Source organism: bacterium, assembly GCA_030693205.1.
Classification (GTDB): domain Bacteria; phylum Patescibacteriota; class Minisyncoccia; order JAHIHE01; family JAHIHE01; genus JAHILZ01.
Window position 1 is genome coordinate 1 of sequence record JAUYBG010000014.1, and the last position, 23721, is coordinate 23721.

At 42.6% G+C, this 23721-nt stretch carries 20 protein-coding genes and 3 tRNA genes; 6 read left to right on the plus strand and 17 right to left on the minus strand.

Annotated elements, in window-relative coordinates; genetic code table 11:
- Positions 1–308: 308 nt before the first annotated feature.
- The 4 genes from Q8N37_03540 to Q8N37_03555 all read right to left on the minus strand — a co-directional run bounded on the left by Q8N37_03540 (position 309) and on the right by Q8N37_03555 (position 3042).
- Entirely contained in the window at positions 309–656 is a 348-nt protein-coding gene (locus Q8N37_03540; protein ID MDP3057566.1) for a hypothetical protein, read from the minus strand.
- Between the two features lie 54 nt (positions 657–710).
- Positions 711–1352, minus strand: a complete 642-nt coding sequence (locus Q8N37_03545; GenBank protein ID MDP3057567.1) for an MBL fold metallo-hydrolase — start codon at positions 1350–1352, stop codon at positions 711–713.
- Between the two features lie 196 nt (positions 1353–1548).
- Entirely contained in the window at positions 1549–2274 is a 726-nt protein-coding gene (locus tag Q8N37_03550) for a hypothetical protein (GenBank protein ID MDP3057568.1), read from the minus strand.
- A gap of 15 nt (positions 2275–2289) precedes the next feature.
- Positions 2290–3042 (minus strand): tetratricopeptide repeat protein, encoded by a 753-nt coding sequence (locus Q8N37_03555; protein ID MDP3057569.1) that lies wholly within the window; start codon positions 3040–3042, stop codon positions 2290–2292.
- Between the two features lie 452 nt (positions 3043–3494).
- Here Q8N37_03555 and Q8N37_03560 point away from each other — a divergent pair, with 452 nt between their 5' ends.
- The gene (locus tag Q8N37_03560) at positions 3495–4823 is read left to right on the plus strand and encodes a S1 RNA-binding domain-containing protein (protein MDP3057570.1); all 1329 of its coding nucleotides are present in this window, start codon (positions 3495–3497) and stop codon (positions 4821–4823) included.
- 49 nt (positions 4824–4872) lie between these two features.
- On the opposite strand, the gene Q8N37_03565 is transcribed toward Q8N37_03560, so the two are convergent.
- The 3 genes from Q8N37_03565 to Q8N37_03575 form a co-directional block, all read right to left on the minus strand.
- Complete coding sequence (locus Q8N37_03565; protein ID MDP3057571.1) at positions 4873–6159, minus strand: replication-associated recombination protein A; 1287 nt, start codon at positions 6157–6159, stop codon at positions 4873–4875.
- Between the two features lie 9 nt (positions 6160–6168).
- Positions 6169–6255: transfer RNA gene (locus Q8N37_03570), tRNA-Ser, on the minus strand.
- 2 nt (positions 6256–6257) lie between these two features.
- Positions 6258–6329, minus strand: a tRNA-Arg gene (locus tag Q8N37_03575).
- Positions 6330–6507: 178 nt separating this feature from the next.
- Here Q8N37_03575 and Q8N37_03580 point away from each other — a divergent pair.
- Both Q8N37_03580 and Q8N37_03585 read left to right on the plus strand, forming a co-directional pair.
- A tRNA-Ala gene (locus tag Q8N37_03580) sits at positions 6508–6583 on the plus strand.
- A gap of 160 nt (positions 6584–6743) precedes the next feature.
- Positions 6744–6926 carry a 4Fe-4S binding protein gene (locus Q8N37_03585; protein ID MDP3057572.1) on the plus strand — a complete coding sequence of 61 codons (183 nt, stop codon included), beginning with the start codon at positions 6744–6746 and terminating at the stop codon, positions 6924–6926.
- Positions 6927–6969: 43 nt separating this feature from the next.
- On the opposite strand, the gene ftsH is transcribed toward Q8N37_03585, so the two are convergent.
- The 5 genes from ftsH to rpsO all read right to left on the minus strand — a co-directional run bounded on the left by ftsH (position 6970) and on the right by rpsO (position 13410).
- A complete protein-coding gene (gene ftsH / locus Q8N37_03590; GenBank protein ID MDP3057573.1) occupies positions 6970–8781 on the minus strand; it encodes an ATP-dependent zinc metalloprotease FtsH in 1812 nt (603 codons plus the stop codon).
- Positions 8782–8785: 4 nt separating this feature from the next.
- Complete coding sequence (locus Q8N37_03595) at positions 8786–10234, minus strand: hypothetical protein (GenBank protein MDP3057574.1); 1449 nt, start codon at positions 10232–10234, stop codon at positions 8786–8788.
- Between the two features lie 52 nt (positions 10235–10286).
- Positions 10287–12377 (minus strand): polyribonucleotide nucleotidyltransferase, encoded by a 2091-nt coding sequence (gene pnp / locus Q8N37_03600; protein ID MDP3057575.1) that lies wholly within the window; start codon positions 12375–12377, stop codon positions 10287–10289.
- Between the two features lie 169 nt (positions 12378–12546).
- Positions 12547–13074, minus strand: coding sequence for an NYN domain-containing protein (locus Q8N37_03605; GenBank protein ID MDP3057576.1), 528 nt, complete (start codon positions 13072–13074; stop codon positions 12547–12549).
- Between the two features lie 75 nt (positions 13075–13149).
- Entirely contained in the window at positions 13150–13410 is a 261-nt protein-coding gene (gene rpsO / locus Q8N37_03610) for a 30S ribosomal protein S15 (protein ID MDP3057577.1), read from the minus strand.
- 289 nt (positions 13411–13699) lie between these two features.
- Here rpsO and Q8N37_03615 point away from each other — a divergent pair, with 289 nt between their 5' ends.
- The 3 genes from Q8N37_03615 (at position 13700) to Q8N37_03625 (ending at position 16305) form a co-directional block, all read left to right on the plus strand.
- Positions 13700–14716 carry a tyrosine-type recombinase/integrase gene (locus Q8N37_03615; GenBank protein MDP3057578.1) on the plus strand — a complete coding sequence of 339 codons (1017 nt, stop codon included), beginning with the start codon at positions 13700–13702 and terminating at the stop codon, positions 14714–14716.
- 145 nt (positions 14717–14861) lie between these two features.
- The gene (locus Q8N37_03620; GenBank protein MDP3057579.1) at positions 14862–15374 is read left to right on the plus strand and encodes an RNA polymerase sigma factor; all 513 of its coding nucleotides are present in this window, start codon (positions 14862–14864) and stop codon (positions 15372–15374) included.
- Positions 15367–16305 carry a DUF5667 domain-containing protein gene (locus tag Q8N37_03625; protein MDP3057580.1) on the plus strand — a complete coding sequence of 313 codons (939 nt, stop codon included), beginning with the start codon at positions 15367–15369 and terminating at the stop codon, positions 16303–16305. Before Q8N37_03620 ends, Q8N37_03625 begins: the two co-directional genes overlap by 8 nt.
- Positions 16306–16430: 125 nt before the next feature.
- Here the strand turns inward: Q8N37_03625 and Q8N37_03630 are convergent, their stop codons facing one another.
- The 5 genes from Q8N37_03630 to Q8N37_03650 form a co-directional block, all read right to left on the minus strand.
- Positions 16431–18146: a cohesin domain-containing protein gene (locus tag Q8N37_03630; protein MDP3057581.1), complete on the minus strand. Its 1716-nt coding sequence runs from the start codon at positions 18144–18146 to the stop codon at positions 16431–16433.
- An 18-nt stretch (positions 18147–18164) separates the two neighbouring features.
- Complete coding sequence (locus Q8N37_03635; GenBank protein ID MDP3057582.1) at positions 18165–19115, minus strand: hypothetical protein; 951 nt, start codon at positions 19113–19115, stop codon at positions 18165–18167.
- 35 nt (positions 19116–19150) lie between these two features.
- Positions 19151–20470, minus strand: a complete 1320-nt coding sequence (locus Q8N37_03640) for a hypothetical protein (GenBank protein MDP3057583.1) — start codon at positions 20468–20470, stop codon at positions 19151–19153.
- A gap of 15 nt (positions 20471–20485) precedes the next feature.
- Positions 20486–20938: a hypothetical protein gene (locus Q8N37_03645; GenBank protein ID MDP3057584.1), complete on the minus strand. Its 453-nt coding sequence runs from the start codon at positions 20936–20938 to the stop codon at positions 20486–20488.
- A gap of 62 nt (positions 20939–21000) precedes the next feature.
- The coding region (locus Q8N37_03650) for a hypothetical protein (GenBank protein MDP3057585.1) at positions 21001–23721 on the minus strand (2721 nt) is incomplete at its 5' end.

The following is a 23721-nucleotide window of genomic DNA, read 5'->3' on the forward strand; positions in this document are numbered from 1 at the left end:
ACGATCACGCTCATCGCGTAATCCAAATATGACTCCTGCATTTCAGTCGTCAGTTCTCTCGGTTCGATCTTTTGCAAAACCTCAAGCGCTAATCCGCCAGCTGGCGGAAGTGTTTTTCCTTTTTCTTTTGGCATATTATATGAAATAATTTCTAGTTTTCAATTTATAGTTTCTATTAAATTTCCAATTTATTAATTTAAAAATGTCTTATTTCTGTCATTGCGAGCCCTGTACTCGGGGCGTGGCAATCTCATTTTTCAGACATAGATTGCTTCGTCGCTTCGGCTCCTCGCAATGACAAAAAAATATTATAATGGTTCGGGAGTAATTTTAAGCGAGGCCTCGGGAGAAGTTTCCGGTGAAATTATTGGTGATGATTCCGGCGAAACTGATGGTGAAATTGTCGGCGAACCGATATCGGGAATTTTAATTTTATTTATCTCTTCTTTAAGCTTCTTTCCTTCCTCGATAATAAGCTCTGTGCTTTTTCCGTTATTCGCCGCCCTTCTTTCATATTTTCTGAATAACCCTACCCAGAGAATTGCCACAATCGCGAATACAACCAAGGCCGAGATCCAAATATATCTAACCTTAACACTCTCCGGCTCTGTCCGCAACCATTTGATTTTCGCAAAAATTTTATCAAATAAATTCATTACGTTTGGTCTCCGACTTTATAAACTTTACAACTTTCAACTTTATAACTCGTTTTAGTGCGCCGCTTCCAATATCACCACTTTATTTTCTTCCGGATTCAATTCCTTCTTCTTGATCGTCAGGCGATCAAGAGTTTCTTGTTTCTTGATTCCTCGCGCCGTTAAAAACTTATCTAACGTATCAATTTTGATATTTAAAGATGGGGTTTTATAATGCATCGGTAAAACTATCGACGGCTCGATCCGATCGATCAATTCATCCGCTTCTTTGGCGTCCAAAGTATAAACTCCGCCTACCGGGATCATTAAAATATCCACTTGCCCCAATTTTTCTATGACCTTATCCGATAATGTTTCTCCCAAATCCCCCAAATGACAGATCCGCATATCTTCGGCCTCGATCAAATAAATAGTATTGGTGCCCTTCTCGGCGCCATTTTTTTTATCATGATATGACCTAAAACCGTAAATAAAAATATTTTTGGTTTCAAATTCTCCCGGGGTTCTCGCGATAAAAGGATCCCCTTTTAGAGATTCGACATTATTATGATCATAATGCTCGTGGCTGACGGTCACAATATCTGCCGCGCCAAAATACGGCTTAATGCCGATTTCTTTACTGAACGGATCGGTAACAATAGTGACGTCTTTTGTGTTTATTTTAAAGCAACTGTGCCCATACCAGGTTATAATCATAAGAGAAATTTAAAATGTAAAAATCAAAATGAAAAATTTTGGAGTTCGCCCAAAGCGAACACTAATTATTTAAATAATAGCACAAAAACAAGGCGCTGGCAACTATTTTTGCGGCTCAAATATGCCTAAAAAACAATTAAAAAAAAGAGGCAATTCGTCCCGAATTTTCGGAAGTCATAATTACCTCTTGTATGTTTTAAAGTTTCTTTATCGCCTCCATTAATCGGTTTCTTATGCCCTCAATATGTTTCATCGGTACTGATGGTTGCTTTAGATAATAATCTAAGGCGGTTACAAGATCTTTTATACCGTCTTTGATGTCAATATCTCCGCGAACTTTTGAGGCTCCTCGATTATTGATGATATTCGCGGCCGCTCCGATATTTTCCGGCTGCTCCATGGTTTCTTTGGAAAACTGTTTTATTTCATCGGCGATTTTTATCGCGCCTTGCCAATTCTTGGCGTCCATTTCTTTGATTGCTCTGGAGTTGATTCCTTTAAGAACCTGGGTTATTAAAACCTTGCCTTCTGAAACCAATTTCTTAAATTCCTCGTTGCACCAGTCTGCGTTCTCTTGGTTGTCCATTAAATGGCTCCATGCAACCGATTCCAGATACAGCAGTTCTGCTTTTACGCTTGGATCTTTGGTCTGCAGTTCCAGCTTATCTATCCTTTCCATGAAATCATCTTTGTCTTCCTCGGTGACTTCCGCGGGGAATTTCAGGAGAAGATAGTATCCAGCCCAGCAGCTAGACAAAACCGTTGATACAACCGTATTAGGTGTTGCCAAATTTGCTTTCAGCGTATTCGCGTATAGTTTTCCTAGCTCAACAACTTTCAGATATTCTTCTTTTGTCTTTGCTTTGCCGTAAAGCGCTGATAACTCATCTGATATTCTTTTTACTTCTTCTGTTTCTGTCATTTCTTTTCACCTTCCTTATTTTTTCTCCTCAAGTTCTGATAATAATTTCTTTTTCCCGATTTTCTCGCGGGTTTCCCTGACCTGCTTGAGCCGGCTTATGTCGCCGATGCTGTCAAAAATTTGATATGCCTTGTTCAGGTATCTTTCCGCTTTTTGAAAATCTTCTTCGATCTCCGCCATTCTTGCCAAGGTAATACCCGTGCCGCGCCTGTCGCCGATCTTCTTTCTGAAATCCAGCGCTTTTTTATACGCAAGCATCGCCTGTTGATCATCTCCTTCCTGCTGATAGATATAAGCCAGGTTCTGGTACATATTTCCAAGATCTTCTTTCTCTTCAGCCGTAGCGACCATCATCAAATGCTTGCTTTCCAACATGCTTATCGCTTGCAAAACGTATGGCTTTGCCCTTTGAAAATCAGGATGTACGTCTTCCGTTTTTTCTTTGTATGCCAGCCGAAACATAGGAATTTGGAAAATCGTGTAGGCTTGGCCTATGGGATCATCGATCGCTTTCCTGTAAGCGAAGGCGTCCTGAAGGCATTCCATCCCGGCTTCCCAATTCATTCCCTTATTTTGGAAAACCACGCCTCTTTCGTGCATTGCCCATCCGATCGTTCTCCTCGCAACGGGATCATCGCTGAACATCAGATCTTTGATAAAGGATCCGATTTCGTCCAGAACAGTGTCAAATTCGCCCTTGTACCTGATGTCCAGTATTTTTTTCTTTCTTTCTTTTAATTCTTTTTTCGTTAATATTTCTGGTTCCATTTCTTTTCACCTCTTGAATTTATTACTGGCTAATTTACCAGTCCCAAAAAATCGCCATATAAAATCACGATCTTTTCGGACCGGTAAATTTTTTAAATTTTAAAAGAGCCGAGTTTCAAAAATATTTGAAACACAAGCTGTTTAAGCTTGACCATATATTATAGAGCTAAAATACCCGAAAGTCAAGCCCCCCAGCACCAAATTCCGAACAAAGTTTAATCAATAAATTAGACAATTTCTCGGTATCGCCTGCGGCTTACTTTATCTTAGAATTGAGTATTTTTAAAGAATTGATGCGGGGCAGGGCTTGACGAGTTTTCCAAGCTAGTTTATACTTATTGTATTGCTGTCTGCCACAAACCATGGGCGGAATTGCAACTTTAATTACTAATGTATGGTTTTTATTATTTTAAGGAATTCTCAGTGTATACTTCCTTTAATAATCCATTTTTATGACAAAAAATAAAACTGACGAAAAAGACAGCGAAAAAGGCTCTGCTATGATGAAGCAGCTTTTAGCCGACGAAAAAAACAAAATTAAGATTCCCCAAGCCGGAGACCTGATCGAAGGCGCGGTAATTGATATCGGCAAACAGACCTTGTTTATGGATCTGGGCCCGATCGGCACCGGCGTAATTTACGGCCGGGAACTTCAGGATGGTTTTGGCACGCTGAAATCGCTAAAGATCGGAGATAAACTCAAAGCGACGGTCATTGATCCGGAAAATGACGAAGGCTATATCGAACTCTCGATCCGAACCGCGAGCTACGAACTCGCTTGGGAAGATATTTATAAAAAAATGCAAGATGGCGAGATTATTTCCATAAAAATCAAAGAAGCAAACCGCGGCGGATTAGTAACCGAACTTTATGGCATCAAAGCTTTTTTGCCCGTCTCGCAATTGGCAAACGAGCATTATCCGCGCGTCGAGGAAGGCGACAAATCGCAAATCTTGACCCTCTTGAATAAATTTATCAATCACGAAATGAGAGTTAAGATCATCGACGCCAACAAGGAAGATGAAAAATTGATCGTTTCCGAAAAAGAAACCTACGCCGACGAAGAGAAAAAAGCGATTTCCCTGCTCAAAACCGGCGATGTCGTGGAAGGAGTTATCAGCGGAGTCGTTGATTTCGGAGCTTTTGTAAAATTCAATCTGCCCGGCGAAGCGCCCAAGGAAGGCGGAAAAGAACTGGAAGGCCTAGTGCATATTTCCGAACTTGCCTGGCAATTGATCGAAAACCCGAGAGACATTATCCGGGCCGGAGATAAGATCCAAGCCAAAATAATCGGCATTGACGGAACAAGGATCTCGTTATCTCTCAAAGCTCTCAAGGAAGACCCGTGGCACATTCTCAAATACAAAGTTGGCGATCTGGTCGACGGCAAAGTCCACAAGATCACGCCTTACGGAGCTTTTGTCTATCTTGATAAAGATATCCATGGCTTGATCCACATTTCTGAACTTGGAAGTATTGAAGAAGCTAAAAAAGTTCTGGCCATCGGCAAGACAGAAAAATTCAAGATCATTTCTCTGGAACCGAAAGAACACAGAATGGGATTGGCTTTGGCTTCAAAAGTTTCTAAAACTGCCAAACCTGCCGCAGAAATTCCAAAACCAAAAACGGAAGAGAAGGCTAAGCCTGAAACTAAGAAAGTTGAAGTAAAGAAAACTGAAACGAAAAAACCCGAGACTAAAGAAAAGACTGAACCCAAAGAAAAACCTAAGAAAGAAGTAAAGAAAAAACCGGCTGCAAAGAAAACAACTAAAAAGAAGTAGCAAAAATAAAAAATGGAAGGAATATAACCATCTTTTTTAATTCCTTTATCTAAAATTTCTTGGGCTTTTTCTCCACAAAATACTTTCTGCCTTTAAGCTCTTTTGGCAAATAATCCTGTTCCACCGGCCCCTCGAAATTCGGATTATATTTATAATCTTTGCCATAGCCAATATTTTTCATCAAATCTGTCGGCGCGTTGCGCATATGAAGCGGCACCGGATACGCCGGCAGATTTTTTATGTCTTTTTGAACATTTTGATAAGCCGCATACAAAGCGTTGCTTTTTGGCGCGCGAGTCAAATACGCAACCGCTTGCGCCAGATTGACATTACACTCCGGCATACCGTTGAAATGACTGGCTTGATAAGCGGCGACTGCTTGGGTCAAAGCGCCCGGATCCGCGAGCCCGATATCTTCGGAAGCAAAACGCACCAAGCGCCGCGCGACAAAAAGCGGATCCTCGCCCGATTCCAGCATCCGCCCCAGCCAATAAAGCGCGGCATCGACATCGCTCCCCCGCATGGATTTATGCAAAGCCGAAATTATATTATAGTGTTCCTCGCCGGCGCGGTCGTAGAGCAAATGCGTTTTTTGCAAAGATTCTTTAACCGCATCAATGCTAATTTCTATGGCGCCACTTTTGCCCTTCGGAGAAAATTTCACTGCCAGCTCCAGCGCGTTCAAAGCGGTCCGCGCGTCATTCCCGGACATACCGGCCAAAAACTTTATCGTTTCCGTCGCGATATTAATTTTAATATTTCCCAAACCTTTCGCTTTATTTTTTAGAGCATGATCTAAAATCTGCTCAATTTCCGGAATGCTTAGAGTTTTAAAAACAAAAACCCGGCATCGCGAGAGAAGCGCCGAGTTGACTTCGAACGAAGGATTTTCCGTGGTCGCGCCGATCAGAATGATCGTACCGTTTTCCACATACGGCAAAAAAGCGTCTTGCTGGGCTTTATTAAAGCGATGAATTTCATCCACAAACAAAATCGTTTTTCGGCCGTTGAATTCAGCCGACTTCTGGGCGTTTTTTACCACCTCGCGGATATCTTTTACGCTTCCGCTGGTCGCGCTCAGCTGAATGAATGTCGCTTTGGTCATCTTGGCGATTATCCGCGCCAGGGTTGTTTTCCCCGTGCCTGGCGGACCCCAGAATATCATCGAAGGCACTTCATCTTTCTCGATCGCCAAACGCAATATCTTCCCTTCCCCGACGATCTCTCCCTGCCCCAAAAAATCATCAAAATTTTCCGGCCGCATTCGCTCCGCCAAAGGAACAAAACCTTTCGGATTATTTTTTTTCTGTTGTTTTTCTTCGCCGAATAAATTCATAAAATTATGCGGAAGGGGTGGGATTTGAACCCACGATACCTGTAAAGGTATACTGGTTTTCGAAACCAGCGCGTTCAGCCGCTCTGCCACCCTTCCAGTGCCCTTGGAGGGAATCGAACCCCCATCTCCGCCTTAGGACGGCATTGTTCTATCCATTGAACTACAAGGGCTTAAAACATAATTCACTATAACAATATTTATTCAACCTGTAAACCCCGTCCAGCCTCTTGCCTTTTCTCTATTTTCTGATAAGCTATATAAGTAAATTAAAGATTTTGATTTGCGGCTCATCGCATGGAAAGCATCTAAATCCCTCACTTCTAGTGAGTTTAATGCTTTTCAGTTGAGGGGCCTGTAGCTCAGCTGGTAGAGCACTTCCATGGCATGGATGGGGTCAAGGGTTCAAGTCCCTTCAGGTCCACCATTTTTAAAAGGCGCATATGCGCCTTTTAAAAATACTTGCTAAATAAAATACAAAGAGTTAAAATGCGATTAAGAAAATTCGGGAGGAAAAGATGTTTAAGAAAATAAATTTATCCGAAAAAGAGGAAAAAAACGCCGAAGCAACCCGCAAAAAAGACACAATAACAATTAATAGATACAAATGCGGCTATTGCGGAGCATGCGTATCGGTGTGTCCGGAAAAACTCGGCGCTTTGGAGTTAATAGAAACGTGGGTAAAAGTTGATCTCAATATGTGCACTGGTTGCGGTATTTGCGCCAAAATATGCCCCGTTGGCGCGATAGAAATAATTAAGACTGCCTAAACCTAATCTAGACAGTCTTTTTTAAATCTTATTTTTTACTTTTCTATTTTTTCATCAGCTCCGCGAATTCTTCTTTCTCGATAGTTTCTTTTTCGATCAGCACAGCGGCTATTTCGTCCAGTTTTTTTCTCCGCTCGGTAATAACCTTTTCCGCCGTTTTCTGCGCGTCTTCAATGAACTTAGCTACTTCATTGTCTATTTCGGACGCGACTTTTTCCGAATAATGAATACGATCTCCGAGATCTCTGCCCAAGAACACCATCTCTCCTGTCCGAGCAAAAGTCACCGGGCCGATCTTGTCGCTCATTCCATAACGCATCACAAGGTCTCTGGCCAATTCGGATAATTTTCCCAGGTCGCTGGTCGCCCCGGTGGTTAATTCCGAAAAAACAACTTTTTCCGCGACAAACCCTCCCAATAAAACAGCCAGTTGATCGACAAATTCCGATTTTGTTTTCAAATATCTATCCTCGCTTGGAAGCTGAAGCGTGTAACCGGCGGCTTTTCCGCGCGAAATAATGGAAATTTTATGAACCGGATCGGTATGAGTAAGGCTTGCGGAAACCAAAGCATGACCTGCCTCGTGATAAGCGGCAATTTTTTTCTCCTTTTCGTTCAAAAGATGGCTTTTGCGCTCCGGTCCCATCATTACTTTTTCGATTGACTCTAAAAACTCTGTTTGAGTTACCTTCTTCTTCCCTCGGCGCGCCGCTAAAATTGCGGCTTCATTGGCCAGATTGGACAGATCCGCTCCGGAAAAACCCGGGGTGCGAGAAGCAATTATCCTAAAATTAACGCCCTTATCCAAATGCTTGACTTTCGCATGAATTTTCAAAATCGCTTCCCTGTCATTGATGTCCGGATCGTCTAGAACCACTCTTCTGTCAAAACGTCCCGGCCGGAGCAAAGCCGGATCAAGAACATCGGGCCTATTGGTCGCCGCCATAACAATTACATTGGTATCGGTTTCAAAACCGTCCATTTCCACTAAAATTTGGTTTAAAGTCTGCTCGCGCTCATCGTGCCCTCCGCCCAAACCCGTTCCCCGCTGCCGCCCCACCGCGTCAATTTCGTCGACAAAAAGAATTGCCGGCGCGTTTTTCTTCGCCATCTTAAAAAGATCTCTCACCCGGCTCGCGCCGACGCCAACGAACATCTCCACGAATTCCGAACCGGAAATGCTGAAAAACGGCACCCCGGCTTCTCCGGCCACGGCTCGCGCCAAAAGAGTTTTTCCCGTTCCTGGAGACCCCATCAGCAATACACCGCGAGGAATGCGCGCTCCCATATCAGTGAATTTTTTCGGGCTTTGCAAAAAATCAACAATTTCTTTAAGCTCTTCTTTCGCCTCTTTCACGCCAGCCACATCTTTAAAAGTTATCTGATTTTTGTCTTTTCCCGGCCAATATATTCTGGCCCGGGATTGCCCGAAGCTCATCGCTTGGACATTCCCTTGCTGAAGCCGGGAAAGCATCATCCAAATAAAACCGATTATAAGCAAAAAGAAAAATATCGAAGGAATAACACTGTATAAAAAATCTTTTCCGCTTCCGTCACTCATTTCAATGTTTGCCGCCGCGATCTTTTCCGGCGCTACGCCATAATTTTTCAGCGAATCGGACAAAGAAGACTGCTCTTTAAGAGAAGTTTCTTTTGTGCCGTCATTTAAAACAATTTCCAGCGCATCTCCCGTAACTTTTACTGATTTCACTTTTCCTTCGTTGATCTGAGACACCAGTTGGCCGATAGAAACCGTCTCCGGTTTTTTGCCGGAAGAATTGGAAAAAGTGAATACGGCGGAAATCGCCAAAAAAACTAAAAAAATAATCGCTATTTGTTTTGCTATTGGATTCATTTAATTACTTTCCTTCTATGATTTTATCGATTAAATTAAAAATATCATCCTTGGAAGTAGCTAACAATAAAAACTTTTTTTCGCTGTCAAACGCGTAATTCAAGGCGCTGTTTTCGTTTTCCAAAGGAAGATACCTTATATCAAAATTATTGTACTTATTGCTTCTAAATTGGTCGCCTTCTTTGTAAACCCCGGGGGTATTGAGAAATAACGGTTTAATATCTTTATACATATCTGTTTCCCAGTTTTTAGCGGAAACTGAAACATCGGATGGATTTTTCACTTTTAACACGAGACCCAGCCGCAAATAATTTTTTTCCGGATAATTAAAAGCTATTAAATTATAATCTTTCTCCAAAACGCTGGCAATCGAATCCGGCAGAGTGATGTTCAGGCTTTTGCTAAAATTTTCCAATCCCTGGCTGTTTTGCCCGTTATTGTCTTTTAATATCAGCCTGAATATCCCGGATGGCCTGACGCTGGAAAAATATATCCTGATCTCGTTATTCAAATCGGCATTTAAATCCGCGCTGATGGTCGCCTCTATGGCGCCGGCGATAAAAGTTTCGCCGGGAGCGACAACGGGAACCGGATTGACAATCGGTCTTTTGCTAATATACAAATAATAAGCGCCGGCGGCGACTCCGACAATAACTAAAAAAACAAAAAACAATTTAACGAATTTTCCCAAAAAGAAGATTGGATTATCTTCTTTAATAATTTCTTCTATTGTCTTCTTGCTTTCAAAAGAAGAAAGTTTTGACAGATCCGAATTAAACGACCCTCTGCTGGTCTTACCGGATTGCCCTGAAACAGCCGAAGAAATCCCGGATGACGGCGACGCTGCCAGTCTTTCTTTAGATCCTATTCCGCTGTCGCCAAGACCCAATGACGACTGCCTGGCTAACCTTGCTTGGGGAGATAATTTTTCTGTTTCCTTGTCCAAATTTACAAGACTTTGCGGTCTTCTGGAAAATACATTATTTGAAACCGGCGCAACAGGTCTGGAAACTGGAGGAAAAGGCCTGGGAACCGGAGGAGTTTTTTCTTCTGTTTTCGCATTAGCCGGCTCGCGCCCAAATGAACTGGGCGGCCTGCCCAAAATCCACTTATCCGGACTGCTGGAATCTGCGGCAGCTTTGGGCTTTTCAATTGGTTTAAATTTTTCGGTATTCGCTTCCACTTTTGTTTCCTCTTTTTCAATCAAAGACATATCCACCGGTAAATTTTTGGGGGTCGATGGAATCGGAGCTGAAACGGAGTGATTCATTTCCTTAATTGGAACGTTTGTTCGAAAAGGAGGAGGCGTAGAACCTAAAGAAGAAATAACAGAAGCCCTGTCGCTGTTTCCAGCCGGACTATTTTTAATTTTTTTCAGATCGTCTTCCATCGTCCGAATGAACGGCTTGTCGCCATTATGGCTCACGAAACTTTTATCGTTTGTATCTTCCATATTTTTAATTCTTTTTTTATTGCAAACTAAAGAAAAAAACTTACAGAATACTTTAGGCTGAAGGTAAATTTTTTGCCGTAAGATTTACCCGGCCCAAATGATCAATAGCTTTAACCCTTACTCTTACACTGTCACCTACCTTAAAAACATCACTCACGGCGTTTACTCTGTATTCGGCTATCTCGGAAATGTGCAGCAACCCTTCGCTTCCGGGGAAAATTTCCACAAAAGCTCCGAAGTCAATTATTCTGGTGACTTTTCCCTGATAAATTTCGCCGACTTTAGCTTCGCGCACCAGATCATTGATCCATTTGACGGCCCGTTCAGCTTCTTTGGCGTCTTTTGATGTCACTAAAACCAAGCCGGAATCATCAATATCGATAGTTACGTTTGTTTCTTTGATAATTTGATTTATCATCTTGCCGCCGGGACCGATCACATCTCTGATCTTGTCGGGATTAATGAAGAAGCTGGTGATGCGCGGCGCGTATTTGCTCATTTCCGGCCTTGGCGCGGAAAGAACTTTGTTCAGCTCGCCCAAAATAAATAATCGCGCTTCTTTGGCTTGCAAAATTGTTTCCTGAAAAACCTTGGAAGTAATGCCGTCTATTTTTACATCCATTTGCAAAGCCGTAACGCCATTTTTGGTTCCGGCAACTTTCAGATCCATATCGCCGTAATGATCTTCCGGTCCTTGAATATCAGTAAGAATTTTATATTTTCCGCTCTCGTCGCTCATGAGCCCCATGGCAATTCCCGCCGCCTGAGTCTTGATCGGCACACCGGCATCCATCAGAGCCAAGCTTCCGGCGCACACGCTCGCCATCGAGGAAGAACCGTTTGAGGATAAAATTTCCGAAACGACACGAACCGTATAAGGAAAATCCGTTCTGGATGGCATCAAAACTTCCAAGGCTCTTTCAGCCAAAGCTCCATGCCCGATCTCGCGCCTGCCCGGGCCGCGCAAAGGCTTTACTTCCCCTACCGAATAAGGAGGAAAATAATAATGCAGCATAAAAGTTTTTGTCCCGTCTATTTCGATGCCTTCAATCGTCTGCTCGTCGCCGGGAGCGCCCAAAGTCACTACGCCCAACGATTGAGTCGTTCCCCGCTTGAAAAGCGCCGATCCGTGAGTTCTGGGCAAAATACTGGCCTCTATTTCCAGTTTGCGCACCTCAATCAAAGATCTTCCGTCCGGACGTTTATTGGACTCGATGATATTTTTATGAACCACTTTATTGATTATTTCATCCATCAATGCCGATGCTTCCGCCCATTTTTCCTCACCGAATTTTTCCATGACAAGTTCCTTCAATTTAGCGGTGAGCTCATCCATTTTTCTTACCGAAGTTTCCTTGTCTTTTTCATAAATAACTTCTTCCAGCTTATCACGCAAGAATTCTTCCACGGCTTTTTTCACTTCATCCGACGGCTTCGTAAGAACCGCGGCGGATTTTGCCTTGCCTATTTCTTTAATAACACTCTCTTCAAATTTTATTATTTTGGCGATTTCTTTTTCAGCCAAAAGTTCCGCGTCAAAAATCTCGGTCTCATTGATCTCTTTGGCGCCGGCTTCAACCATATTGATCTTTCCCGTTGTTCCGCTGACTACCAGATCAAGAGAGCTTTTGGCGCGTTCTTCATAGCTGGGATTGATAATATTTTTTCCGTCCACTTTGGCCACGCGCACCGCTCCCACCGGACCGGCCCAAGGGATGCTGGAAACGCCCAACGCCAAAGAAGCGGCAATAATTGACGGAATATCAGGATCGTTCTCGCCGTCCACCGAAAGCACGGTTAAAATAACCTGCACTTCATTCCTCATTCCTTCCGGGAAAAGCGGCCGAAGCGTCCTGTCGATCAAACGTCCAGACAAGATTGCTTCGTCGCTTGGTCTTGTCTCTTTTTTAATAAATCGGCTGCCTTTTATTTTTCCGGCGGCGTAAAGCTTTTCTTCAAAATCCACATAAAGCGGAAAAAAGTCCAGCCCGGCGCGCGGCGCTTTGCTCATTACGGCAGTCGCCAAAATTACCGTGTCGCCATACTGCACTGTTATTGATCCGTTAGCAAGGCATGCAAGCCTTCCAGACTCAACAGTAAGAGTCTTTCCTCCAAGTTCGGTACTAAATTTTTTTACTGACATAGTTACTATTCCCTTCTTTTCGCTGACCTGCAAACTCTAGACTAACATTACTTTATAAAAAATAATGTTCTAATCTAATTGTTTATAGATCAGCAATTTATTTAATTTTTAAATCTAAATTTCCAAATAACATTTTATCATTTGGAGATTATAAAACAAAAAATTAAACCTACTGTTTAATCAAGAACTTGCTTTTCTTCCCGCCCAGATCAATAAAAAAATCCGCGGCCTCAACCAACCGGCGCGAAACGCTGTCCGAAAAAGCCATTACTTCCACCAAGCATCCTTTGTTTATTTTTAAATACTCGACCAAAGGAACAAAATCCCCGTCCCCGGTCACGAGCACCACCACATCCAGCTTGTCGGCCATCGCGATCGCGTCAACCGCCATTCCCACGTCCCAATCGGCTTTTTTCATTCCGCCGGCAAATATTTGCAGATCTTTATCTTTTATTTCAAACCCTTGCTTCGACAAAGCGCTTAGAAACTTTTTTTCTTCGCCGCCTTCCGTAGTGATCACATAAGCAAAAGCCCTGATCAACTGTCTGCCAGACACTGCCGATAAAAGTATTTCCTTGAAATCGACTCTGGCATGGTAGATATTTTTTGCGGAATGATACATATTCTGCACATCCACAAAAACACCGACTCTTTGATTTTTATAACTTACGGAACTTGTATTTGTTAAATTTGACATTTTTGAGCGCTTTTAATTATAATAAATTTCTCCGGCGAATCCGGATTCGCCAAACATAAATCAATGGCGCAAAAATTAGAGCTTAAGAGACTTGGCGACTTTTTCATAGCGAGCTTTGTTTTTTTCTTCAAGATAGCCCAAAAGATTTCTTCTTTTGGTGACCATGGTCAATAATCCTCTTCTTGAATGATTATCTTTTTTGTGCGTACCAAGATGATCGGTCAATTCCTTGATCCTCTCGGACAAAATAGCTATTTGCACTTCCGGAGAACCGGTGTCTTTCTCATCTCTGGCGTACTTTTTGATCAGCTTTGTTTTTTCCTCTTTCTTTATCATAGTATTTTCTTTAAATTTGATTAATAATAATATAACATAAATAACCATTAACAGCAAGGATAATTTAAAAATCGCTCTTTTGATTAAACCAAAAAGGCTTTTACTTAAGCTGAAAAAAGAATTAAAGGCGAATAAAACCCTTTCTCCGTCTTAGTGCTATCCTTGAATTACTAATTTTACATTATTTATGGGATTTGTCAACCAAAAAATTGTAAAAATGATAAAATAAAGGTAGAATAAGTATATAAATGACAAATGACCCGCCTATGGCGAGGCAAGCAAATTTCCAATGACAAATCAAGCCCAAATATCGAAAAATAAAAATTCCGCGCCCAATCCTCACGCCGAGGACTTTTTGCAATACTTGGAACTGGAAAAAGGACGAAGTAAAAAAACTATTAGCGCTTATCGGTTAAGTTTGGAAAAATTTTACTCATTTGCTCGCCTCGATTCGCCCGAGTCGAAGCGGACGGGAAATGTGCCTCCGGAAAAAATATCTTTGGATCTGGTTAAAAAATATCGCCTCCGGCTTAATGGTTCGACTTCGCTCACCACAGGCAGTTCGACAAAACCAATTCAATCTCGTTCGCCACAAGTCACCGCCAAAGAATTAAAAAAGGTCACTCAAAATTATCATTTAATAGTTCTCCGGGCATATCTCAAATACCTCGCAAAAAATAATATCTCCACGCTGGCGCCGGAAAAGATCGAGCTAGCAAAAATCCCCGAACGCCAAGTAAATTTCCTGGAAGCGGAAGAGGTCGAGCAGCTCCTGGATTTTAACCCGGGAGAAAGCCTGCGCTTGCTCCGCGATAAAGCGATACTGGAATTGCTTTTTTCCACCGGGCTCCGCGTTTCCGAGCTCGCCGCTCTCAAGCGCACTGATATTAATTTAAAAAAAGACGAATTCAGCGTCCGCGGCAAAGGCGGAAAGATCCGTCCGATCTTCACTTCCCCGAGCGCGCGCGAAGCGATCAAAGCCTACATCGCCCGCCGCGCCGATCCGGAGCCGGCGCTGTTTGTCAGTATTCCCAAAAATAAAACTGCGCTCACCCAGCTCACTCCTCGCAGTATTGAAAGAATGATAAAAAAATACGCCGTCACGGCCGGCATCACCAAAAAGATCACTCCGCACACGCTCCGCCATTCTTTTGCCACCGACCTTCTGATAAACGGCGCCGATATCCGCTCGGTACAATCCATGCTTGGGCACTCCAGCATCACCACCACTCAAATTTATACCCATATCACCGACCGCCAGCTCCGCGAAGTGCACAAAGCTTTCCACGGAAAAAGAAAAAAATAGCCTAATGGTTCAGGCGCTTAAACTTCTTGCCTTTTTGCCTGTCTATTGGTATATTTAAATATCCTTTGTATAAAAGGATATTTTTATACAAAGATGAGGCAAAGATGTAAGTTTTTGATTACCGCATCGTCTTTAATAAATGCATATGCAAACGAATACACTCGAACAAGAATTTTTAGACAATTATGATAAAAACGCCGGCCATATCCTAAAACATATTTATTTCAGAGTTAATAACTGGGAATTGGCCGAAGATTTGACGCAGGAAACTTTTTTTAAAGCCTGGGGCCATATTGCTTCCAATGGCGAAAAAATCAATAATCTTAAAACATTTACCTATAGGATCGCCCATAATCTGATCATAGACCATTATCGCAGAAAACCGCGCATCCCTCTCTCGATAGAAATCGTCAATACCGATAAAATATTTTCCGAGCCTCTCCATGAAAAACAAGTCGACCGGATGATCAACGAAAAACTGATGAGGGAAAAACTGTCTTCACTGGAAGAGCCTTACCGGCAAATCATCGTTCATCGCTATTTCGACGATCTGAGCATTAAAGAGATCAGTGTGATCACCGGCAAATCGGAAAACAATATAAGCGTTATGATCCATCGGGCGATTAAAATTTTAAAAAATAAAATATATCATGAATAACAATAAGGAAATAAAAATCATCGAAATGCTCCGGAATCTGAAAGATATTCCGCCATCGCAGGATGAAAAAAAATTCCTGGAAAATCTGAAGGAAAATATCTCCGCCTATATCGCCACGCATCCTTTTGAGAATAAAAAAACGCAGAATTTCCAAAACATAAGGAATAATTTTTTCATATATTTAAAACTCGCTGCCGGCAAAGCGAGGCTCGTTCCCCGCGGAGCCTTAACCGCCATTATCGCAATTTTTGTTTTGGGAACCAGCTCAATCGCTATCGCCTCGCAAAACAGCTTGCCCGGAGAAGCTCTTTACCCGATAAAAATACTGACCGAGGATGTGCAATCTTCGCTTGCTTTTACCGCTGAATCCAAAGCAACGGTACAGTCCGGCTTTGCCGCCAAAAGAGTGGCTGAAGTAAAAGCAATTATGGAGAAAAAAGACGTCAACCCTGAAACATTGGATATAGCCCTGACAAATCTCCAGAAAAATACCGGCAATACCGCCGCCATCATTGAAAAAGAAAGTCAAAAAGGAACCGATACGGCGAAACTGGCAAAAGATATTAGCGCAACTTTGGACAAAAATACGGAAAATCTCAAACAAATATTCAAAGATAAAAATACCAGCCTGGAGGAAGAAGAAAGCAAGCTGAAAAATAAAATCAAGGAAGCAAAAAAAATTGACGACCAAACTTCAATTACGTCATTAAATGCCCGGCTCGATGAAACAAATAGCAAAAGAAAGTCGCTTGAATCCAATTGGAATGAAAATGAAAAAATACTGAATGAAGATACCGACAAAATTAAAAAGCGAACGGAAGAAAAACGATCCCAAGAGCACGATAAAGACCAATCGCAAAACAATAACGAACAAAAAAAAGATTTTTCTTCTAAATCAAAAAATAACGATGAAAATGAAGAAAATGATTAAAAAGGCAAACAAACCTTAAAATTGTTCTTTTAAAAGGAGGAAAAATATATAGCTATACAAAAAATCATTTATTAAAAACAAAAGCGGAAAATCCGCTTTTGTTTTTAATATACCCGGTTTCTTTCTTATTTTCTTAATTCCGATTCTATATCTTTTATTTCTTTGCCTATGAATTTTTCCGCGACTCTTAGAGCTTTCCCCAGGCTGTTATAAATCACTTTTTCTTTCCTGCTCATTCGCTTCGGATTGCGGTCAAATTTCATCACCTGCTTTTCAACTTCTTTTTCCAAATGCCTGAACGCTCTGACCAAGCCTTTTTCCGCATCGGTGGCTTTTCTTTTTACTTTCTTTGACCTTTCTTTTATTTTTTTCCAAGCCCAAAGTATTATAAAGATTATAATAAGCAGTAAGATCAAAAGAATTATGGAGATCGTCAGATAATCTATCAATAATTTACCAATTCTCAAATATGTCGGAGGAATAACCGTAATAAAAATTTTCTCCGATAGATCGCTTCTGGCGCCTCTCAGATCTGAAGCTTCCGCCCAAATGCCATAAACTCCTTTTTCAGCGACCTTGGCATAAGCATAATTCCACTTGCCGGCCTTGTCGCTTTTTGCCTGGAATTCTTCGGTCTTTCCATCTTTTTGAATATAGATTTTTACTGTCGCATCAGCCGGCGCAGTGCCTGCTATCGAAAACTTGGCGCCTGATATCAATTCCTTCGGATAATCCGTTATCCTGGGAGTTTCCAAAGGCAAAATTTCCACTTCGGTGACGGCTAGCGTGCTGTTTCCCGCCTTATCAACCGCTTTTACGATTATCGTGCGCTTTCCCCACGGCTGATCGCTAAGCCGATATTCCGCCCCTCTTGTTTCAACCCAATCTGTCTCGCCGATCTTTACCTGATAATAATTAATGCCGCTCGGAACATCTTTTGTTTCAAATGCTATCGTCGGATGCGGATTGGAAGTTTTTTCGCCTTCCTTGATCTTGATCTCAAAAGCCTCCGGCTTTATCGTATCGATCTGAAGCTTGAAATGAGCTACGCCGCCGCAACCGAATTTATTGCATAACTGGACATGAAAATAACTGACGCCATTGCCGATCTCTTCCAGTTGCTTTTCGCTCAGCGGCTCTTTATAGCGTTTCGCCGGTATCGAAACCGCGCTTTGATCCACAAGTAAATTCACTCCCGTAATATCTTTTTCCAAGTCCCAAGAAATTTTTGGATTTTCGTTTGAATACCACCGGCTTTGATCGGGATGTGTGGAAGAAAACACATTAGGCGCCTTGGGCGTATTATTAACCGCCGATATGGATGTTTCCTTCAACGGCAGATCCGTCGCCCTGGGATTAATGACATAAACCCCTGAAGCCATACCGGATAAAATATTGGTCCCTTTTCCGTCAGAAGCTAAAATTGATCCCGATGAAAAATTCACGCTATGCTTGCCGCTGTCTTTGGCTCGAAACGTAATAGCAACGATCGTACCGGACGCGCCGCTAAAATTCGTTGTTGTCCCTCCGCCAAAAATTATGCTTCCGGCGGAATTGGAAAATGCCGGTTCGGTGGTCCATAAATTAAAAGCCGATCCTGTTTTTGAAATGCTTACGACTGATAAACCTTCGGGATTAAACGACAAAACCCCGTCAGCGGCGTTGATCACCGACCCGCCGCTATCAAGTTTAATGGAAATTTTGAATGTTTCGCCGATATTATATGTTCCGCTGGCCGGAGACAAATATAGCGAAGCGCCGGCGGCATTTGTCCTATCGGAAAAAATTAAAAATAAAAAACCGAAGGCCGCGACTGAAAGAAAAATATTTTTTAGACTCATATTGTAAATTTTAATTTATTATTTAATTAATTTTTTATTAACAAATTTGATCATCCAAAAACCTCCTATTATTAAAACTATTAAAGCAAAAAATAATTTGGCGGGGATCCTCGCTTGAGGCTTGTATTTGGATTCGGAAAAGTTAACTTCCCCGAGCCGTTCATTCCCCGCCTTGTCGATCGCCTTCACCGCGATCGCGCCTTTTAAACTTTGATCCGCCAAAAGATACGGGCTTACCGCTTCTTTCCATTGCCCTTTGCCTTCCTTGACTTCATAACGCCCGATTCCTGTTTGCTTGTCAAAAGCGCTAAAAACAATAAAATATTTTTCATCAAAGATCAGCGAATCCTTCTCCAGTTCTACCTTAAAAGTTTCAGGAGGAATATTGTCCCCGCTTTTCTCTCTTTGCCACTCGTCTTCAGTTAACCCTGTTCCGGCTGTAATTTTTAATCTAAGCCCTTGCCCGGCAAGAGTTGTTTTTGTCCCCAATCCATCGTTCAAAAAAACCTCCGATGAATCAATAAATTTTATTTCCGCCATCTTGCTTTCCGCTTTTTGGAGATTTTCTCCTTTGGCTTTAAAAACCATTTTGCCGATCAAATTATCAAAATCTGAACCCTGGCTGATCTTTCCGCAATATCCGCCGGGAACTCCGCCCGCAAAAGAAACCATACCGCGAGCCTGATCAATAACGGGCTCTTCCACCCAAAAGATCAAAATGGAATCGCTTTTGACAAAATCCACCGCTTCCAGGAGATCATTGGAGAAACTTATATCCGCTTTTACGGCATTGACGCATTCGCCTTGAACATCGATTTTTAAATTTGCGATAAAAATATTGCCTGCGCCATATTCGTTTCGGGAAGTATCAATATACAGTTCCGCGGCCAGCACGGGCATTGCTAAAAATGACAAAACAAAAATCGGGATCAAAAATAATAATAATTTTAATTTTAAAATTTTAATCATTGAAGTTTACTTAAATTAAAAATTTCGCAAAGCGACTATCCTGTCCACCAATAAAGCATAATTGAGAAATCCGGCAGATCCACGAGGCCATTTCCGTTAAGGTCGGCAATTACGTTCGGCTTTTTCCACCAATAAAGCAAAATGGAAAAATCCACTAAATTTACCCGCCCGTCGCAATTCAAATCGCCTGTGCCGCATTTCCTGTTTCCGGCAATGGTTTTTGTTCCAACCGCAAAACTAACCGCCTTGCCAAAAGGACTTATCTGGCCTTCAAAACTCGCTTTTGCTTTTGTCAGATGCTGGCCAAGCTCCAAAGGGCTGGTATCAAAATTATAAAGATACGCTCCGTTTTTATCCGATTGGGTTTTTACAAAAGATTCCGTTTCGGAATTCACGGCGATAGTAACTTCGCTCTGAGGCGCGCTTTGGCCGAATATGGCGATATTTTCTCCGCGCTTTACTTCGCTTTTATCCACATCAATCGTCGGAGCGATAAAAATGCCGCCGATTTGCGTAACCGTGCCCAGAGTAATGTACAGCGGGAATGTAAATGATGTTGAATAAGCTCCTTTGCTATCTTCTCCAAAAACCGAGAACATATAATTGCCGCCTGATAAATTTGTCAAAGAAATATTAAAATTCGCGTCCGGCCCGGAAATAGTGGTCATAGCAATTTGGCCGTCTTTTAAAAGCGTAACTTTACTCAATGGATAAGCTCGGCCGCTTACGACAACACCGGTGGGAGGAGCTTGAGTTCCGCCGCCTCCACCACCTCCGCCTGGAGGATTAGTCGGCGCCGGAGTAGACGTAGGTGTTGGCGTCGGAGTGGGCGTGGGCGTAGGCCCGGCTGATACCGGCGTAGCCGAAACTTCTCCAGATATTGCCAGATTTTCAGTGCCAGCCTGGGCTTTGACGCGAAAATAGTAAGGCGTCCCGTTGGAAAGACTGGATTTTATAAAAGAAGGGGTGCTGCCGACATTCTCAAAAACATAAGGCCCTCCGGGGTTAGTCCCTGTTCCAACCTGATAATTCGTAATATTCGCCAGCGTGCCGATTGATGCGGTCCAGCTCAAGCTTACTTGTCCGTCTCCGGGTACTGCGATAACCACCGGCGAAGTAGCCACGGGAAAATAGAAAAATCCCGATCGTAAGATAAAGCCGGAGCTGGTAGTTTCACCGGTAGTTAAAGAACCACTGTTGCTAAAAACTTCGAAATTTCCCGCGGTTGACCTTCCTCCCCCGGTTGAAGCAACAGGATCACGCACGATAAAATTGGAAGAACTAAAATCTATCGCCAGAGCATGCGAAAAAAACACGCCAAACAATAACAAAATTGCTATCAAAATTTTTTTCATACATATTTTTTATTACTATTCGCCGCTGGGGCTCGGAGTAGGAGTCGCACTAGCCGCGCCCTGGGTTTCTGTGCCAGCGGCGGCATTACCGATATTCAAAGGCGCCACTTCCACAATCTTATTATTGACCGGATCATAAAGAATCGCTTTTTTGGCATTGGTGTAGATCAAAACATTATCGCCCTTTTTCGCTTTGGCAAAAAACGGCTGGTCTTTTAATTTATCCGGATCGGACACGGTCGCCACGGTCGGTTCCTCGCCTTCCGGCAAAACAATCAGCCGAGAAACTCGAGCGATAAGATTTTTTGTTTCTTCCCTAGCAATGCTTTGCGGATCTTGTTTAATTTTTGCAAGTTCATTTTTCGTTTTTGTAAACTGGGAATATAAATAATAGCTAGCGCCGCTCAAACCCAAAATGATTAAAATTGTGATTATCGTAATGGTTTTTTTTGTTTTTTCTCCAAACATATTTTTTTTATTAAAGTTTATTAATTAATTGATTGTAAATTATAGTTCTTGTGTTGGCTTACTCACGGGGTAATTTCAGGCGGTGATTCGGTTGGTATTGGTGCGGGGGTTGGATCAGGCGGCGGAGATGGTTCAAGAATCACGATTATCTCCGGGGTTGGAGTAGGACTTAATGTTGGTTCAGGCGTCGGAGATAATGTCGGCGCAGGAGATGGCGTAGGAATTGGGGTTGGAACAATACCGGATATTGAAGTAAAAGTTTTAGCATTTTTCACCGCCAAAGCGATCCAGCTGAATTTAATATCTTGCGGCGCCGATTTATTCAAAACTATTGAAAACCCTTTGACGGTTTTTTTGGTTATGATATAGCTGATATTGCCGGCTAAAATATTTTCATCGGCAATATCGCTGTCTTCCTCGGATGATATTGAAGCATTGACGATCGGCTGTTCCAGATATTCTTTTTCAAAAACCACATCAACTTTTTTATCGCCTGATCTGACAACCGCGAAACCGGCGGTGTCGAAATTAAAGTATGGCCGGCCAAAGAAAATAGTATCGCTGTTAAATAAGATTTCTTTATCCAAGGCGCTGATATTATCAACGACCAATCCTTGGGTTAAAACTCGCGGGGAAATAATCTCTAAAGCCGCGGCTAAGCGATCGGTAAAAATTTCCGATAGATTAGCTGATATTGCTAATTGTTCTTTTTGAGAAATAAATTGGGTAAGAGCAAATTTTCCTATATCACCCGAAAAAAGTTGAGTTTCGTCTTGATTAAGACCAGACGAAATATCAGCAAGATTTACCCCGTTTCCTTGTCCATTTTTTACAAAAGCTAATACTGACCCAATGCCATCACTGTCAAAAGGAGTCATAGCTTGACCTATTATTTGCCCGGCTTTTGTCGCCTTCATAGCAACACCATAGGTTGAAGATGACGTGAGAAAATCTCCTGGTATAATAGGCCCGTTTTCTGTGGTAACTTTCACCGGTACTCGTCCAGAAAGGGCGACAAAAACAGGAATATCTTCTCCTTCTTTTTGAACATTGCCAATCATCAATCCTGGTTTGGTACTGACGATTCCAATAAGATCTTTATCGTAAGATTTAGAAGACTCCCGGACACCGGCTTCAATAGATGGATCTAAAGAGACTACTGTTCCGGGGTCTAGAACTTTTTCTTTGCTGTAATACACTTCGGCGAGGTCCGAGCCGCTAACGAGATACGCTGTCACAAAACTTCCTTTTCTTACAATAACGTTTGCTCCTGTTGTAAACGAGGCAAATCGCATGGTGACATCTCCCGAAGTCCCGGCAGTTGTAACCCATCCTTGTATATAAACATTAAAGTCTTGACTGACATCGGCTGATACAGCACCATTATCCATGGTTACCGAGCCATCACAGGTGGTAATTTTGTCTTGCAGAAAAACAGCTCCAGCCCCTTCTGAACCGCTTTGCACTACAGCGCAAGTAGAACCTGCGGGGGCAACGATTGTAGATTTCCAGTCGGGAGTTGCGCTGTTGGTGTTGCTCACCACGAGGTCATATTTAAAAAACCATGTTGAGCTTGCTCCCATAGGAAATAAAAGTTCTGTATCGGTTAAGAGAGTGGTGTCTGTCCCTGTTTGATCAGCAGTTTTTTTAACAACTGTTGAGCCACCTCCGCCACAACCAGTGCAAGAAGCTACCGTAAGAACACCTGCATTCGTAACATTCCATTGATCTCCCGTAATGGCTACATTATCCAATACCGATCCAATATTTATAGTATCCAAGATGGTATTGTCTGTCCCGATATTAATAGTATTACCCGCGGTACCTATTCCAATATTAATGGTTTTAATTGCATTCCCGGTGCCAAGGCCAATGATTTCAGCTGAAGCATCGTCGCCAATTTGAATAGTTCCCGTTGTACCAGAATTGATAGTCAAGGCCGAAGCAGTTGCGGAAGACAATATAACAGTACCGGATCCTGTATAGCTTTGTCCTGTGGCAATAGTTACTGTTCCGGCATTATTTACATCAAAAGTTGGAGTATCAATCAAGTTGGTAAAGGTGCCTGTCATGGTAAGTCCAGTCGCTATTGTTCCCGCCCCGTCAGCGATTAAAATTCCATTGGTAATTGCTCCGGCTGTTCCTGCAACTTGAATGGCATTAGTCATGGTGCCAGCTCCTGTTTGTTCAACTAATAATCCATTGGTTAAAGTAAGTGATGCAATGGAGTTAAATATTCTTTGAGCGGATACACCGGCTGTATCTTGATTTTCAATTGTAAAAGAAGTAGGGGTAGCCACTTCTCCTAAGGTAAAAGCGATGTCGCGAGCTGTGGTAGTGAGGATAGTATTCCCGGAAGCGGAATCATATGCAATTTGTAAAGTAGGAGGTGATCCACCGGCACACGACGACCAAGTTGGAGCATAGCCGGCACCAGCACCTGAGACCAAACATAAGCCAGCTGTAGAAGTAGTAGCTGCCGCCACAACTCCGGTACCGGTTGTCGCATAAAGAGCGGCATTGTTGCCAGTAAACCCAGCCAGAGTTACGCCTGCCGTGGCACTCCCGATAGTGGTGACTGCTGAACCTGAAGTATTGATATTCGTAGTACCAGCAACAGCCAGCCCCGTCAGCGTTCCCAAAGAAGTGATATTGGCTTGGGCCGCGCCGGTAACAGTGGCGGCACTGCCGTCAATGCTGGTAATGCCGGTAAGAACTAAAGCTCCAGAGACTCGGTTCAAGGCCACGGAAGTTGTACCAATAAAGGTGGAGGAACTGTTGGC